10 protein-coding genes are annotated in these 14,966 nt (G+C 50.6%); 7 read left to right on the forward strand and 3 right to left on the reverse strand.

The features are described 5' to 3' along the window. Window position 1 precedes the first annotated feature (1 nt). From murG to HUU59_03020, 7 genes are all read left to right on the forward strand, one after another. Entirely contained in the window at window positions 2-1,078 is a 1,077-nt protein-coding gene (gene murG, locus HUU59_02990; protein ID NUO18394.1) for an undecaprenyldiphospho-muramoylpentapeptide beta-N-acetylglucosaminyltransferase, read from the forward strand. Between the two features lie 7 nt (window positions 1,079-1,085). Beyond that, entirely contained in the window at window positions 1,086-2,471 is a 1,386-nt protein-coding gene (locus HUU59_02995; GenBank protein NUO18395.1) for a UDP-N-acetylmuramate--L-alanine ligase, read from the forward strand. Continuing rightward, window positions 2,455-3,393 (forward strand): UDP-N-acetylmuramate dehydrogenase, encoded by a 939-nt coding sequence (gene murB, locus HUU59_03000; protein NUO18396.1) that lies wholly within the window; start codon window positions 2,455-2,457, stop codon window positions 3,391-3,393. Before HUU59_02995 ends, murB begins: the two co-directional genes overlap by 17 nt. Continuing rightward, a complete protein-coding gene (locus HUU59_03005; protein ID NUO18397.1) occupies window positions 3,386-4,192 on the forward strand; it encodes an FtsQ-type POTRA domain-containing protein in 807 nt (268 codons plus the stop codon). The genes murB and HUU59_03005 overlap by 8 nt, the downstream gene beginning before the upstream one ends. Further along, the gene (ftsA, locus tag HUU59_03010) at window positions 4,189-5,448 is read left to right on the forward strand and encodes a cell division protein FtsA (protein NUO18398.1); all 1,260 of its coding nucleotides are present in this window, start codon (window positions 4,189-4,191) and stop codon (window positions 5,446-5,448) included. The genes HUU59_03005 and ftsA overlap by 4 nt, the downstream gene beginning before the upstream one ends. Before the next feature lie 39 nt (window positions 5,449-5,487). After that, window positions 5,488-6,702, forward strand: coding sequence for a cell division protein FtsZ (ftsZ, locus tag HUU59_03015; protein ID NUO18399.1), 1,215 nt, complete (start codon window positions 5,488-5,490; stop codon window positions 6,700-6,702). 118 nt (window positions 6,703-6,820) lie between these two features. Continuing rightward, window positions 6,821-7,870: a M42 family metallopeptidase gene (locus tag HUU59_03020; GenBank protein NUO18400.1), complete on the forward strand. Its 1,050-nt coding sequence runs from the start codon at window positions 6,821-6,823 to the stop codon at window positions 7,868-7,870. Window positions 7,871-7,938: 68 nt separating this feature from the next. Here the strand turns inward: HUU59_03020 and HUU59_03025 are convergent, their stop codons facing one another. The 3 genes from HUU59_03025 to pilQ all read right to left on the reverse strand — a co-directional run bounded on the left by HUU59_03025 (window position 7,939) and on the right by pilQ (window position 14,945). Beyond that, complete coding sequence (locus HUU59_03025; GenBank protein NUO18401.1) at window positions 7,939-10,662, reverse strand: S8 family serine peptidase; 2,724 nt, start codon at window positions 10,660-10,662, stop codon at window positions 7,939-7,941. A gap of 53 nt (window positions 10,663-10,715) precedes the next feature. Continuing rightward, the gene (locus HUU59_03030) at window positions 10,716-13,430 is read right to left on the reverse strand and encodes a S8 family serine peptidase (GenBank protein ID NUO18402.1); all 2,715 of its coding nucleotides are present in this window, start codon (window positions 13,428-13,430) and stop codon (window positions 10,716-10,718) included. A 285-nt stretch (window positions 13,431-13,715) separates the two neighbouring features. Further along, complete coding sequence (gene pilQ / locus HUU59_03035) at window positions 13,716-14,945, reverse strand: type IV pilus secretin PilQ (GenBank protein NUO18403.1); 1,230 nt, start codon at window positions 14,943-14,945, stop codon at window positions 13,716-13,718. Between the last annotated feature and the right edge of the window lie 21 nt (window positions 14,946-14,966).

Genomic DNA, 14,966 nt, shown 5'->3' on the forward strand with positions numbered 1-14,966 from the left:
GATGAAGGTAGTTCTGACAGGCGGAGGTACTGGCGGTCACGTGTTCCCCGCACTTGCTATTGCTGAAGCATTGCGGGAGTGTGACTCAACGGTGAAATTGCACTACATTGGTACCGCAACCGGTTTTGAGGCACAAGCTGTTCCGCAATCAGGGATTGACTTTCACGACATTCGATCTTCGGGAGTTATTGGAAGATCCAAAGTTGCGCAACTCGTTAGTTTGGCTCAAGTAAGCTTCGGCATAGTGCAATCATTGCGAATTCTCTCCCGAATTGGACCTGATGCGGTGGTGGGAACGGGTGGCTACGTAATGGCGCCGGTCTTAGTCGCTGCGCGACTTCTGAGGATTCCATACTATCTACAGGAACAGAATTCTTTTCCTGGATACACAACAAGAAAGTTTGCGTCTGGCGCTGCAAAAGTATTTGTTGGATTTCCTGCCGCAGAACGCCATCTCAGCCAAGGAAACCTTTTGGTAACTGGCAATCCTATTCGTTCTCAGATGCTTTCAGCGCAGAAATCGAGTGGCAATACAACTCAAGTCGACAAGAACATGATACTAATTACCGGCGGATCACTTGGCGCGAAGTCAATAAACGACGCGGTCGCCGCAGCGCTTAGATCCCTTTGTCAGCTTGGGCTTGTGGCCTGGCAATACGGAAAGACCGGCTTGCCCAAAACTGTCAATTCCGATTCTGAAGAACTCACCCAATCAGGGAAACTCATTGCGGCACCATTTTTCGCAGACATGCCGGACAAGTTGAAAGCGGCAAGAATTGTGGTTTGCAGATCAGGTGCAATGACGCTCTCCGAAATCTCAACGTTTGGCGTTCCGGCCGTGCTGATTCCCTTTCCACATTCAGCCAATGACCACCAGTCCCTGAACGCACAGTACTTTGTGGATCATGAAGCTGCACTGGTAATTCGTGACGATAAACTTGACGCTGATTCACTTTCATCTGCGGTCACCAAGATACTTGCGGATCGAGTATTGTACGAGAAGATGTCTTCATCGATGAGACTGCTCTCGAAGCCCGATGCAGCAAAACTAATCGCTACGACTGTGTTAAGTCGATAACTTATCCATGCGATCGCCTTCAACGTTTCGGCACGTACGAAAAATACATATGGTAGGGATTGGCGGCGCAGGAATGTGTGGCATCGCTGAAGTGTTGTCCACAATGGGATTCGATGTGACAGGCTCCGATCTAGTGAAAAGCGAGGTAACCATGCGATTAGAATCGCTTGGAATTCAAGTCTATTATGAGCACAGAGCTGAGCTTGCCGCAGGTGCCGATGTAGTTGTGTTTTCTTCTGCAGTTCGGCCTGAAAACGAAGAAGTGCGATTTGCGAGGGAGAATCGGATTCCAACGATACCGAGAAGCGAAATGCTTGGGGAGCTAATGCGGTTGAAACGTGGAATTGCGGTTTCAGGCACTCATGGAAAAACCACCACGACATCGATGATTGGCTCACTTTTTTCCTTTGCCGGACTTGCTCCAACGATCATCGTTGGTGGTAAAGTGCGAGATCTTGGAACGGGGGCATCTGTCGGAGCTGGCGAGTTTCTTGTTGCAGAAGCTGATGAGTTCGATCGCTCTTTCCTTCGGTTGTCACCAACACTTGCTGTAATAACTACTATTGAAGCAGAGCACTTGGACACTTACCTTGACCTCGTTGGTATCAAGGACGCATTCGTTGAGTTCGCGAACAAAGTTCCATTCTATGGACTAGTTGTTGCATGCAGCGATGACACTCATACGCGCGACATCCTGCCCCGAATAAAGCGGCAGGTCGTCACTTATGGAAGAAACGAGAACGCGATGTTTCGCGTCAAGAATGAGAGTTTTTCAGGCTTGAGTTCTCAATTTCAGATTCAAACGCCGGAAAACGAGCTAATTGAAATCGAGATTAAGGTTCCAGGCAGGCACAATGTATTGAACGCAACTGCGGCTGCGACTATCGCCCTGGAAACCGGCATTCCCCCGGTTACAATAAAGGAAGGGCTTGGACGCTTCAATGGCGTCCACCGGCGGTTTGAGTGCAAAGGTACAATTGATGGTGCTCTTGTCTTTGACGATTATGCACATCATCCTACTGAGGTCAGAGTGACGCTGGAAGCCGCGCGGCAATGTTGGCCGGAACGCAGAATAGTAGCAGTTTTTCAGCCGCACCTCTATTCAAGGACAAGGGATTTCGCGAAGGAATTTGCGAGTTCCTTGAGTCTTGCCGACAAAGTCTTAATTCTTGACATTTACCCTTCGCGCGAACGACCTATAGAGGGCATCACATCCGGTCTTATAGCAGATCAGCTTGGACTGCTTGGTATCGAAACTTCGCTCGTCAGTTCGTCTATGCCTCTTGTGAACCAAATAAGATCGACGATTCGAAACGGCGATATCGTTATGGCAATGGGCGCCGGATCGATTTCTGACATAATTCAGCAATTAGTGGATGAAGCAACTCCTTGATACTAGAGTAGACGAGCTGATTGCAAGATGCCCTTGCAAGCTTACAACAGCGGTACAGATAGCACCGCTGACGACGTTTCGCGTCGGCGGAATGGCAAGAGTGCTCGCTGAGCCATCAACGGAATCTGAGTTAGTAAATTTACTTGTCGTATTACGCGATCTTGAATTGCCGTACTTTTATCTGGGCTTGGGATCGAACATTCTTGTCTCTGATCACGGTTTCAAGGGAGTAGTGATACGATCTCGCGGCGAACTTGGTCGCATAGAGGTAAGCGGAAGCATTATAAAGGCCGGCCCTGCAGCACGACTTCTGATGTTAACAACATGTGCCGCCCGGCATTCCTTAACCGGACTTGAACAATTGTCGGGAATACCTGGAACAGTGGCTGGCGCTTTGTTCATGAATGCGGGTGCTTATGGCGGCGAGATTTCCGATCATCTCGTTGATGTACGAATTGTGTCACGCGACTTAAGTATTCAGGTAATGAAGAAGTCAGATATTGCGTTTGGGTACCGGTCGGCACCTGAACTGCGTGATGTCATTGTGTTATCGAGTAGATATGAACTGATTCCAGGCGACAGAAGTGCGATCTACAAGGAGATGCGTCGAGTCTGGCAACTCAGGCGGGAGAAGCAACCTATAGCTTTCCCGAGCGCAGGATCAATTTTCAAGAGACCGCCTGGCGATTATGCTGGCAGACTCATCGAAGAAGCCGGACTGAAAGGTCATAGAGTTGGTGGCGCAGTTGTTCCTACAGCACATGCGGGGATTTTTATCAATGATAGAGGCGCTCAGGCATCGGAGATTGCGGAACTCATTCGAAAAGTTCGCAGTGACGTCTACAGGAAGTTTGCTGTCATGTTGGAGAATGAGATAATACCCGTCGGATTTGATGTCGATCCATTCCAGATCCATGTCTAAGAAAGGTAAAGGGAAGGCACGTTTCAAGGTAGCGGCTATTTTGATGCTGATTGCTAGCCTTGTCATTGTAACGTTGTTCGCAGATCGACTCATGCGCAATAGTGCCGAGCATTTGGCGGCAAGTATGACAGAATGGACGTGCGAAAATATTGATGTAGTATGTGGTCCGGAGTTAACCCGGGATTCAGTTTTGGCTATTGCCGGCTGTAAACTGAATCACCCCTTAACCTCATATTCAACTGAGTCGATCAAGCGGAAATTGCTGACAAACCCTTGGATAAAGAGTGTGCACGTCGAGCGGCAGCCTCCGAATTCCTTAATCATTCAAATAGTCGAACGAAGAGGCATAGCAGTCGTTCGAGACGGATCAGAACTTGCAGTTAGTGAGGATCTGGTTTTCGTTCCTGCAGCGCTGAAATCGTGGAAAAATCGTTTGCCGTGGATCTCCTCAGACGTACCATTCAATCGAGTTGCCGGTCCAATGTCAGAAAAGGACCCGCTCTTTCATATCGCTCAGAAGTTTGCCGAATTGAGTAATTCCGTTCCGGAACTCTCAGGGAACATTGCAGAGCTATATCGCGTTGATGGTACTCTTGGAGCAGTGACTATGAATCCTGTCTTGACAATTGAGCTAACACCCGACACTCAAATCGAAAGCTGGATGGCTCTTGACAGACTTCTTAGCAGCCAATCATTCCAGAGCAAACTGGACTCAAATGCAATTATTGACCTGACACAGCCCGGTTTTGTAACACTTCAACTGCCAGATATTCGGGAGGAGAGAGATACACGGCTATGAAACATCCTCATTCAAATCTAGACATAATTTGCGGATTGGACATCGGGACGACAAAGATTGCGGCTATTATCGCTGCTCCAAGTATTGATGGCAGTCCGCAATTGCTCGGAATGGGATGCGTCCCATCGAGAGGGTTGCGCCGCGGTGTCGTTGTGAATCTTGAGCAAACCGCACATGATATCACCGAAGCAATTGGTTTGGCGCAGGAAAAGGCGGGCACGGAAGTCGAGTCTGTCTGGGTGGGAATAGCAGGTGAACATGTGAAAAGCTTGAATTCCAGAGGTGTCATTCCGATTACGAGGTGGCGAGGCGAACAGACTGGCGAAGTAACGACCGGTGACGTCGACAAGGTCGTTGAAGCGGCGCGAACAATACTCCTTCCTCCAGACCGAAGAGTCCTTCATGTACTTCCTCAAGAATACATGGTTGACGCTGAAGGCGGCATTAGAATGCCTATTGGAATGGCCGGTGTTCGGCTGGAGGCGGATGTCCACATAGTCCACTGTGCGGTATCCTCCGCTCAGAATATTGTCGCCTGCTGCAAACGCGCCGGTGTTTCGGTGATTGACTTGATACTGGAGCCTCTTGCGTCGGCCGAAAGTGTGCTGACCGAAGACGAGAAGGAGCTCGGGGTGATTCTCCTCGACTTTGGCGGTGGCACAACTGACGTCGCTGCATTCCAAGGAGGTTCAATTCGCCATACTGCGGTAATCGGATACGGCGGCGATTACATCACGCGTGACATTGCGATGGGATTGAGAACTCCGATGGATTCCGCTGAACAGATTAAAATCGAGCACGGCGCAGCCCACCACAGAGCGATTAGTCAGAATGACTTTCTCGAGATACCTGGCATAGGCGGTCGTGAGCCGCGCGAGCTAAGCCGATCAATGCTGGTATCAATTATTGGTCCGCGCGTTGAAGAGATATTCGGAATTGCACGCGATGAGCTGAAAAAGACACGAGTTCTGGAGCACATTGGTGCAGGTATAGTATTGACTGGTGGAGGTGCTTCTATGTCCGGCATGGCTGAAATTGCCGAAGAGATCTTCGCATTGCCGGTTCGGATCGGTGCACCACAAGACATCATGATTCCCAATGACCTCGGGTTGGGTCCAAAGTTCGCTACCGCCGTTGGACTGGTGAAGCATGGCAATCGTCAATGGACGGAAGCAGCCAGAAGCGGCAGCAGATCCGAGTCTTGGACGACACGCACAACCTTTAGGGTCCGAAAGTTCTTTTCCGAGATTTTCTAACAGATTCACATATTTGAAGGAGTAACATCAATGGCAGCTATGCAATTCATGTTCGCAGACAATTCTCTCGGCGCAAAAATGAAAGTGGTCGGAGTCGGTGGTGCCGGCGGAAATGCGCTGAATTGGATGATAGAGGCAGGCCTTAAAAACGTGGACTTCATCGCGGTCAATACCGACGCCCAGGCTCTGGACACCAATTCCGCACCGCGCAAAATTCAAATTGGCACAGCATCAACGCGTGGTCTAGGGGCAGGCGCCAACCCGGCAGTTGGACGCGAGGCTGTCGAAGAGAATCGCGAAGAAATAAAGCAACTCCTTTCCGGAGCAGACATGGTGTTTGTGACGGCGGGAATGGGCGGCGGGACAGGGACGGGAGCGGCCCCGACAGTTGCTCAGATTGCAAGGGAGTGCGGAGCTCTTACGGTTGGAATTGTCACAAAACCATTCTCGTTCGAAGGTAAGAAGCGAATGGCGCATGCCATGGAGGGTATTGAAGAGCTCCGAAGCCAGGTCGATACGTTGATAGTGATTCCAAATCAGAGATTAATCTCACTTGTCGATCGAAATACGTCGCTTGTTGACGCGTTCAAGCTGGCCGATAACGTATTATTGCACGCAACTCGGGGAATTTCGGACTTAATCACCGAGCCCGGTATGGTGAATCTTGATTTTGCCGATGTCCGTACTGTGATGGCGGCCAAAGGTGATGCGCTTATGGGCGTTGGAGTTGGAACCGGAGAGCACAGAGCAGTTGAAGCGGCACAGCAAGCAATTTCCTCCCCCCTGCTCGAGGAGGTATCTATTGACGGCGCACGTTCGGTCTTGGTAAACATAACCGGCGGGAGCAACCTGACCTTAATGGATGTCGCCGATGCGACAACAGTTATTACTGAAGCCGCAGGCGAGGAAGCAGAAGTGATCTTTGGAGCGGTTATTGACAAAAGTATTGACGATGAAGTTCGTGTTACCGTGATTGCCACGGGATTTAACCGTGCCTCATCAACGTCTAGATCAAACGGTGCATTCAAGACCGCTTCATTGAACCGTCCGATTGCAATACAAGCAGAAGGATCTTCGGTAATCCGCAGAGAACCTGTGAGAATCGAGAAAGTCCTGGAGAGCTTTCCGATAAATGTGCAGCCCCTGACAAGGGAGGTCAATGGACGCCTCGAACCGGTAGTCGTTGGTGATGAAGGTGAAGGCACCTTGGACGACTTCGAAGTTCCAACCTTTCTTCGCAGGCAAATGGACTAAGCGTATCGCTTTGTTAGACATAGAAAGGCCTCGGATCTCCGAGGCCTTTTCGCTTGCCATTCAGCAGGATTTTGGTTATTTTCCAGTAAGGCATTCTAACAACATGAATCGAGGGAAAATGGACTTCAAACTCCTGAAAAAGTTATGTGAAAGTCACGCGGTTTCCGGACGCGAAGAAGGTATTCGCGCCTTAATCAGATCGGAATTTGAACGACTCGGGCTTTCAGTTTCTGTTGATGCGATGGGTAACATGACCGCGCTCAAGAAAGGGACCGGCAAGAAGAAGGTGATGCTGGCTGGGCACATGGATGAAATCGGATTCATAGTCTCACACATCGACAAAGATGGCTTCTTGAGATTTCAACCCCTCGGGGGCTTCGATGCTCGAACTCTAATGAGCCAACGAGTATATGTACACACTTCCAAAAAAAGGCTTCTTGGCGTAATGGGAACGCGCCCGGTGCATGTCTTGAAGGATGAAGAAAAGAAAAAGATTCTGGATGTTACTGATTACTACGTGGATCTCGGTTTACCGGCAAAGGAAGTCGAGAAACTGGTTGAGTTAGGCGATCCAATCACAATGGCACGGGAACTGGACGAAATCGGCGCGTGTCTGACCGGAAAGTCAATTGACAATCGATTCGGTGTGTGGCTTATGATTGAAGCGCTTAAGCTTGTCAAGAAGCACTCCGTAAACATCTACGCAGTTGCAACAACACAGGAAGAAGTTGGTATACGCGGTGCCATTGCGGCCGCCCGCGACGTGCATCCCGACGTTGGCATTGCGCTGGACGTAACCATCGCCTCTGACATTCCCGGTTCTGCTCCGCAAGATTATGTCACGAAAATAGGCGGCGGCGCGTGTATCAAGGTCATGGACGGTTCCATGATCTCGAATCCCAAAATTGTCAGAGAGCTGAAGGATATCGCAACAAAAAAGAAAATTCCTTGGCAATATGAGATCCTGCCGCGTGGTGGAACCGATGGCGGCGGCATGCGGATGGTCTCGGGCAATACAGCTGTGGCTGCAATCTCAGTTGCCCTCAGATATGTGCATTCTACAGTAGAAATGGTTAGCAAGTCGGATCTTGAAGCCTGTGTGAAGCTGCTTGCGGCTTACTTGGAGGGTACTTCAGGAGACGGCTATGTCTTAGACGAAAAACTGTAGCCGATGCAGTAGGGCAAAACACGAAAGCCCCGCCGATTGGCGGGGCTTTCGTGCAATCTAACCTATATCTACTTGAGCAATATCACACGTTGCGTATGGCTCCGTCTGTCAACGGAAACATTCAGCCAGTATGAACCGCTTGACAGGTTACTGCCATCAATATGAACTTTATGCTGACCTGCGGGGACATCTCGATCGGCGATTAGGGTAACCTGACGGCCCAGGACATCGTGAAGAGTTACACGAACTCGAGCGTTTCTGGCAAGTTCAAGCTCAACCGATGCCTCTGGATTGAAAGGATTGGGGTACGCAGAGGATACACTGAAATCAAGCGGAAGTTGACCGGGATTCTCGTCAACGTCTGATACGGCGCCAAACCAGTTCATCACCCTTCGAATAACCTCTCTGTGATGCGCCGTGCCAACGGCCCCGCATGCTGCCTCAAGCGCGAAACCGAAATAAACTGTCTTGTACGTGGAATTCTCGTATCTAATCGCACCGCCAAGACCGTTTGAGTTGTATGTGTAACAAATCACTCCGCCGTTTGCAGCTGACAGAACAGATGGGCTCGCACTGCCGTTTCCGCCGCAACCACCGCCAATCAGGACGAGATTTGCGCCGTCTGAAATAGGATCACCGCTCACTCCCGTCAACTGAGTTGAACCGGATGCCCCTCCGCTTTGACTATGAAGGTAATCGCTGTAGAAAGTACTGTTGCGAACATCTGTATCTTCATCAATTCCTTGCCCGGCAAGAAATAGATTGCCTCCGGCATCGAGAAATGATTGCAACGCACTCCTGTCTCCAGCCGTCAATGTATTACTCTGCTCATTGCCGCAGGCCCAGATAACGTTGTCATAATGATTCAACAATGCAGATGTCACAGAACCATTCAACACCGTTGAATGATCGTCATAATTGAATCCGCCGGCGGCCAAAGCTGTGCCGTAAAATGCCGAAAAAAAAGTTCCGTTGTCGTCATCGACAACAAGGGTCGGTGCCCGTCCAATTCGAAGTGTCGCGGTTCTATTCAGTCTCACATTTCCGTCAAGAATGAACTCAACATTCAACGATGCTGTATAGGCCCAAGGAACGTTCGAACCACAGGAAATCGTGGCAGTGGGGCTTGTTAACACGGTTGACTCGCCGCTGCCAAGTGACTGTATCGTGTAATTGACGTTATTCAGAGTCAAGTTAGGATCATCGGTTGATACATTCACAACCGTGTTCAGAGCCGGAAACCACCCTTCAGCATTGCTCACCTCAAAATGCAGCTGCGCCGTCTCATTCATCTCTAATCTTCCGTCCGCGTCAGGATCGCCGCTGATTGTCGTAGCGTCTACGCTCAGATTCGGCAGGAGTGACGCAAGTGCATTTGCAGCATCCACCCTGCCCCAACCCAAATCGGTCGAGTCATAGTCCGGGTTTTCATCCTGTATGTCTTCGGCACTTTGAAGAACAACATCCCGCAATTGACCGTTATTCAGGTCAGGCAGAATCGACCAAACAAGCGCAAAGATGCCCGCAGCATTCGGGCTAGCCATGGACGTGCCTTGAGAATTTGCGTATCCGTTATTCGTGCTGAGTGATTGGACTCCGCCGCCCGGTGCAAAGCAATCCACATGCGATCCAAAATTCGAGAAGCTGGAAACCAGGTCATTCTGGTCAACGGAACCCACGCACACAACATTCTGGTATCCGCATGGATACTGCATCTGGTTATTACCGTCGTTTCCGGATGCCGCACAGATCAAAGCGCCGCTCGCCCATGCCGCTTGAATCGTATTGTTCACTTGATTGCTGAATCCCGGCCCCCCGTAGGACAGATTGATAATGTCAACACCGTGCGCCACAGCCCAATTCATAGTAGAAATGGCAGCCGACGTAACAATCAAACCTTCACCATTTGCAGGTTGGTAACCGGCGCGGCTAGCCATGATCTTCAAGTTCCAGCAAACTCCGGCTACTCCGATTTCATTGTTCCCGACTGCTCCAATCAATCCCAGAACATGCGTGCCATGATTACCCGTGCTCCTTGTATCATTGTCAGGAGTGTCAACATCTTCCCCCGGAGCACCGCCTCCAATGTTGTCAATGAAATCCCAGCCGATTAAGTCGTCGGGATATCCATTTCCGTCGTCGTCGGCTCCGTTCAAGTCATCTATGTCACCGGGATAATCACCGTCCCAGTATGGATCATTGTCATTGTCAAGATCCTCACCAGGATTTACCCAAAGATTCCCTCGGGCATCCGGATGCGGCCACCAGAATCCGTTGTCTACCGCGACTGCTTGGAGATCCATACTTCCTTGACCAAAATCCCATGCTTCCGGACAGCTCATGAGGACCTTATCCCACTGCTGATTCCATTGAATGTCATTGGGTATTTGTTCCATCGAACGGAGCAAAAAGTCCGGCTCCGCATCAACTACTTCCGGTAAAGAAAGAAAAGCCTCTCGCACTTCGAGAACATCAAAGTGTTCCGGAAAGCGGAGGACAACCAGTCGCTCCGCATCAGGTGCGACGGGCAACCGCGATAACACGCCGTCGGGCACAATGCGATAGATTCCATTCACTTGAAATCGCGTCAGCAGCATGTCTACATTCGAAACCCCTAAAGAAAGCGCACCTACTCCCTTTTCGACGGTTTGGATGGAGCCAACGGAGCTTTGGAAGTTCACCATTAATCTGCCCGGCAGCCATTCCGTGCCGTCCGGGTATGGACTACTTGAAGCCAGTGCCCATAAGGGCATTAGCACAACGCTTAGAAACAAGCGAAAACTGCGATTCACGGTTGATCCCTTTCCTGTATCCAGCTGATTCCCGGGAGAGAACCAAGATTAGTCTATTTCAGCAGCACCATTTTGACGGTTTGCACTTTGTCATTTCCGGCCAGACGTGCGAAGTACACGCCAGTGGAAAGCCCTTCGCCGTTAAATTGCACTGAATGCATGCCCGGTTGAACGACGCCGTTAACAAGCGTCTGAACAAGCCGCCCCTGAATATCATAAACACTCAATTCGACGTTCGTAGACGAAGAGACCTCAAACCGGACGTCGCTTGTAGGATTGAATGGATTGGGGTAATTCCCAATCAAAGTGAATGAAGCAGGGATGCTGGCTGGCACAAACTCCTCAGCGTCAAGCGAGACTCCCCACCAGTCAAGCGTGCGCTGCAACACAACGGAGTAGTGACTCGTTCCTGCCAGACCGCACGCGGCCTCAAGAGAAAATGCGAAATACAAGACCTTGTGAGCGCCGTCATACATCACCGCACCGACTCCGCCGACATTCGTGTATTCAAAGGCGGCAATACTTCCATTCACTGGCAGAATCTTATCGGGTCCAATCTGTCCGTTGTTGGCACAGCTGCCGCCTTGAAGAAGTAGATTAAGATCGCCAAATGTCGTGTTGCCGGTTGCGCCGCGAACCACACGATCGCCTGCGGCATCACCGTCAGAAGCGGCATGCAAATAATCTGCAAAAAAGGACTCACCGGAAATATCGTTACGAATACCTTGTCCGCTGATAAGCAGTTTTCCGCCGCCGTTCAAATAGTTTGCCAACGCATTCCTTTCGTCTTGCGAAAGTGTGTTGGCAGTCTCATTGCCGCATACCCAAAACACTGCGGGATAATGCACAAGTTCACTGCCAGGAACACTGCCGTCAAGCGAACTCGACCACATATCGGGAACGGCTCCCATCTCGTCAAGCTCATCGAACATGAATCTCTGGAAGTTGGCCGAACCGTCATCGTCAACCACGAGGACCCTTCCCCGTCCCACACGCATTGTGTAATTGACTGTACGATCAAATCCTTCGGCTGTTGTGATTGCAACATCCAACGTAAGCCAGAATGCGTCCGGGATCGTCCCGGCTGTGAGGGTCACTTCAACGCTTTGCGCCTGTCCGGGAGCCAGCATGGCGATTGATTGAGATCCGTTTGACACAGTTACTGACGGATCGCTGGAAGTCACATTAAGTTGAATATTTGTTGCCGTTGCCCAGTTTGGATCCGCGGCAATAACCATTGTAAGAGTACCGCTCTCACCTGTTTCCAGTCGACCGTCGCTGTCGCCGGAATTGTCAAGGAGTGAGCTCGAGGTGACGGACAGGCTGGGAAGAAGCATTGAGGCTGCTGTCTCAACGTCCACTCGCCCGGCGCCGAGCAACCCTATATAGTTTGGATTGATCGCATCGATATTTGTTGCAGACACATAGATCAAATCGCGAAGCGAAGAATTCGTGAAGTCAGGGAACAGCGCCCACAACAATGCCGCCGCACCGGCTGCATTGGGCGAAGCCATGGACGTCCCATCCCACGCCTGGTATCCGCCTTCCCGCACGGTGCTCATAATGCCCACGCCCGGCGCCGAAATGTCCGTCCAGGCGCCATAATTTGAAAAGCCGGCCTTCTGGTCATTGGAATTGGTTGCGTTAACTGCAATGACATCATTGTATCCCGCCGGGTAGTGAATCCCACTGACGTTGTCATTCCCTGAAGCACCAAACAGAAGCAATCCTGCTTGCCAGGCCGCTACAGTTGCCGATGAAGCAATATTCGAAAATCCTGGTCCACCGTAGGACATGTTGATGATATCAGCACCGTTGGCAATAGAGTAATATGTTCCCGGGACGGTGGCGGATTGCGGCATGTAACCTTGACCGTCGCTGGCCAGATATCCGCAGCGCAGGGCCATCAATTTGCCTACCCAGGAGAAGCCGGCAATACCAATCTCATTATTCCCCTGAGCGACCATGATTCCTCCGACATGGGTACCATGCGACTCAAGTCCGTACATATCATTGTCCTGCTGTGTATCACAATCTTCACCACCGGCACAGCCTCCGATGCCTGAAATGAAGTCCCAGCCAAGGAAATCATCCGCATAGCCGTTGCCATCATCATCGGCACCGTTCAGGTCATCGATGTCCCCTGGGTAATCAGACTCTGTAAAAGGCTCCTGATCGCCGTCAAGGTCTTCACCGGGGTTGACCCAGAGTATATCACGCAAATCGGGATGCCTCCAATCCACACCGGTGTCCAAGCCCGAACAGATGATTTCGGGGCTTCCGGTCGTCAAATCCCATACAGCTGGCGCGCCCATTAACGACTTGTCATATTGGCTGTTCCAACGATCATCATTCGGTATTCTAAATAGCCTTTGCAAGACGTCAGGCTCAGCGTACTTAACGTAAGGAGTAGCCAGTAACGCGTCCAGGAACGCCAACACGGGGTACTCAGTTCTGAACTTCAGCAAGTACGTCCTGTATGCGTCAGGCGAAGCTGTTGGCACCTTGTCAAGGATTGCATCCGGTATCAACCGGGACATGGACGTGCACTCAAATTCTCTGAAAACCGCGTCCAACTGTTCGGAACCGACACTAACGATTCCATCCCCGCCAATTACCGGCTCCATTTCTTCTCCGGCATCAGACAGCACTACCAGTGCTCTGCCGTTCAAATAATCGACTCCGTACCAACGCTCGCCGGAACCTGCGGCAGCGATTGTACACAGACCCAAAACCCAAATAGCCAATCCCACGTTCCTCAGCTTCATCCATTCACTCCGTTTTGCGGGCAGACACCAAACCATCCCCCAGAGCTGCCCCAATGGGAGAACGAGCTGAAAGCTCACGACAGTTTCAATCTTCTAAACTAACGATACCATGCAATAAAGTCAATGTTTACACTAACTTTCAGCACATCATGGGCCATCACAAATCAAGTACTTAAATTAATAAAAAACAAGCGGCAAGTCCTCTTATTGCGACTTGCCGCCATGCAATCCGTGCATGATTGCGTGCAGGGGAATGCGATGTCCTCCTACACCTGTTTATCTATACTAATTCTTGGCCATCTCAGCCGGGATAACCCTTGGTGTCACAAAAACCAAGATTTCCGACTTGTCAGAGGTCTCGACCTCATAGTCGAACAGGCGTCCAAACAATGGAATCGCGTGCAACAGCGGCACCCTCCGGTTCAGCTTGCCTTCCTTGGAACGAATTACACCGCCGATGACAACAGTCTCGCCATCCTTGACCAGCAATGTGGTCTTGACTTCTGAGGTCAGGATGATGATTCCGCCCGCAACAGTCGCTTCGCCGGACAAATCGGCTACTTCCGGATTCAGCGTCATCAGGACTTCGTTGTCAGGGTTGATATGCGGTGTGACGTTTAACTTCACGGCCACATCGTAAAATTCCGTGACGATATTGCCGGACTCGTCAATTCTGTTAATCGGAATTCTCTTGCCCGATGTGATCTGAGCGGACTCATTGTCGTTTATGAGTACGGACGGCTGCGAAAGCACTTCCGCTGCATTGTCCTCCTCAAGCGCACTTAAAGTGGCGTTGATGTCCACTCCGTTATGCAATTTTCCAAATGTAAACGAACCAGTGGGATTAACTACTCCAAGATCGACGCTTGCGCCTGCTTGCGTGTTAGATAGCGGATTATTGAGATTTCCCACCCCCCAGGCTACACCAAGCTCTCTGCTGCGTGAAGCGTCAACCTGTACTATCTTCGCCTCCACCAGGACCTGCGAGGTCGGTTGATCAAGGTTCTCTACCAACATATCCATGGACGAAATGACATTGGGGATATCCGTGACAATAAGCGTGTTTGCGCGGGTGTCCGACTCCATTTTCCCTCGTTCACTAAGCAGCTTTGACAGAGTCTTCTTCAGGGTCTCTGCTCGAGCATACTTCACTTTGTAGATGTTCGTCTGAAGCGCTTCCAACTTCTCTGCGCTGGCGATGTCTTTATGAGTCGTGACTCGAATAACACCTTTCTCCTCCACGGCCACAAAGTCGTTGATGCGAAGGACGTTGTCGAGAGCCTCGCGCCAAGGCACGTTGTTCAGGAGAACCGTCACGGGACCTGTTACTTCAGAGCCGGCGACAATATTTGTGCCTGAGAATTCTGCAATCGAGCGCAGTACGGTTCTGATATCCGCCTGCTCGACATTCATGGATATTCGCCGTTCGTATCCCGCGTCCCTTGTACTTTGAGCCAACAACGGTGAGCTTGCCGTCATCGACATCAGAATGAGTATGATCCAAATGCGCTGCATCATTGCACCTTTCGAATTTTA

Source organism: bacterium (assembly GCA_013360195.1).
Taxonomy (GTDB): domain Bacteria; phylum Electryoneota; class RPQS01; order RPQS01; family RPQS01; genus JABWCQ01.

Excerpts from the sequence above, each read along its gene's own strand:
- murG (NUO18394.1), top strand. The coding sequence starts at position 2 with ATGAAGGTAGTTCTGACAGGCGGAGGTACTGGCGGTCACGTGTTCCCC.
- HUU59_02995 (NUO18395.1), top strand. The coding sequence starts at position 1,086 with ATGCGATCGCCTTCAACGTTTCGGCACGTACGAAAAATACATATGGTA.
- murB (NUO18396.1), top strand. The coding sequence starts at position 2,455 with ATGAAGCAACTCCTTGATACTAGAGTAGACGAGCTGATTGCAAGATGC.
- HUU59_03005 (NUO18397.1), top strand. The coding sequence starts at position 3,386 with ATGTCTAAGAAAGGTAAAGGGAAGGCACGTTTCAAGGTAGCGGCTATT.
- ftsA (NUO18398.1), top strand. The coding sequence starts at position 4,189 with ATGAAACATCCTCATTCAAATCTAGACATAATTTGCGGATTGGACATC.
- ftsZ (NUO18399.1), top strand. The coding sequence starts at position 5,488 with ATGCAATTCATGTTCGCAGACAATTCTCTCGGCGCAAAAATGAAAGTG.
- HUU59_03020 (NUO18400.1), top strand. The coding sequence starts at position 6,821 with ATGGACTTCAAACTCCTGAAAAAGTTATGTGAAAGTCACGCGGTTTCC.
- HUU59_03030 (NUO18402.1), bottom strand. The coding sequence starts at position 13,430 with ATGAAGCTGAGGAACGTGGGATTGGCTATTTGGGTTTTGGGTCTGTGT.
- pilQ (NUO18403.1), bottom strand. The coding sequence starts at position 14,945 with ATGCAGCGCATTTGGATCATACTCATTCTGATGTCGATGACGGCAAGC.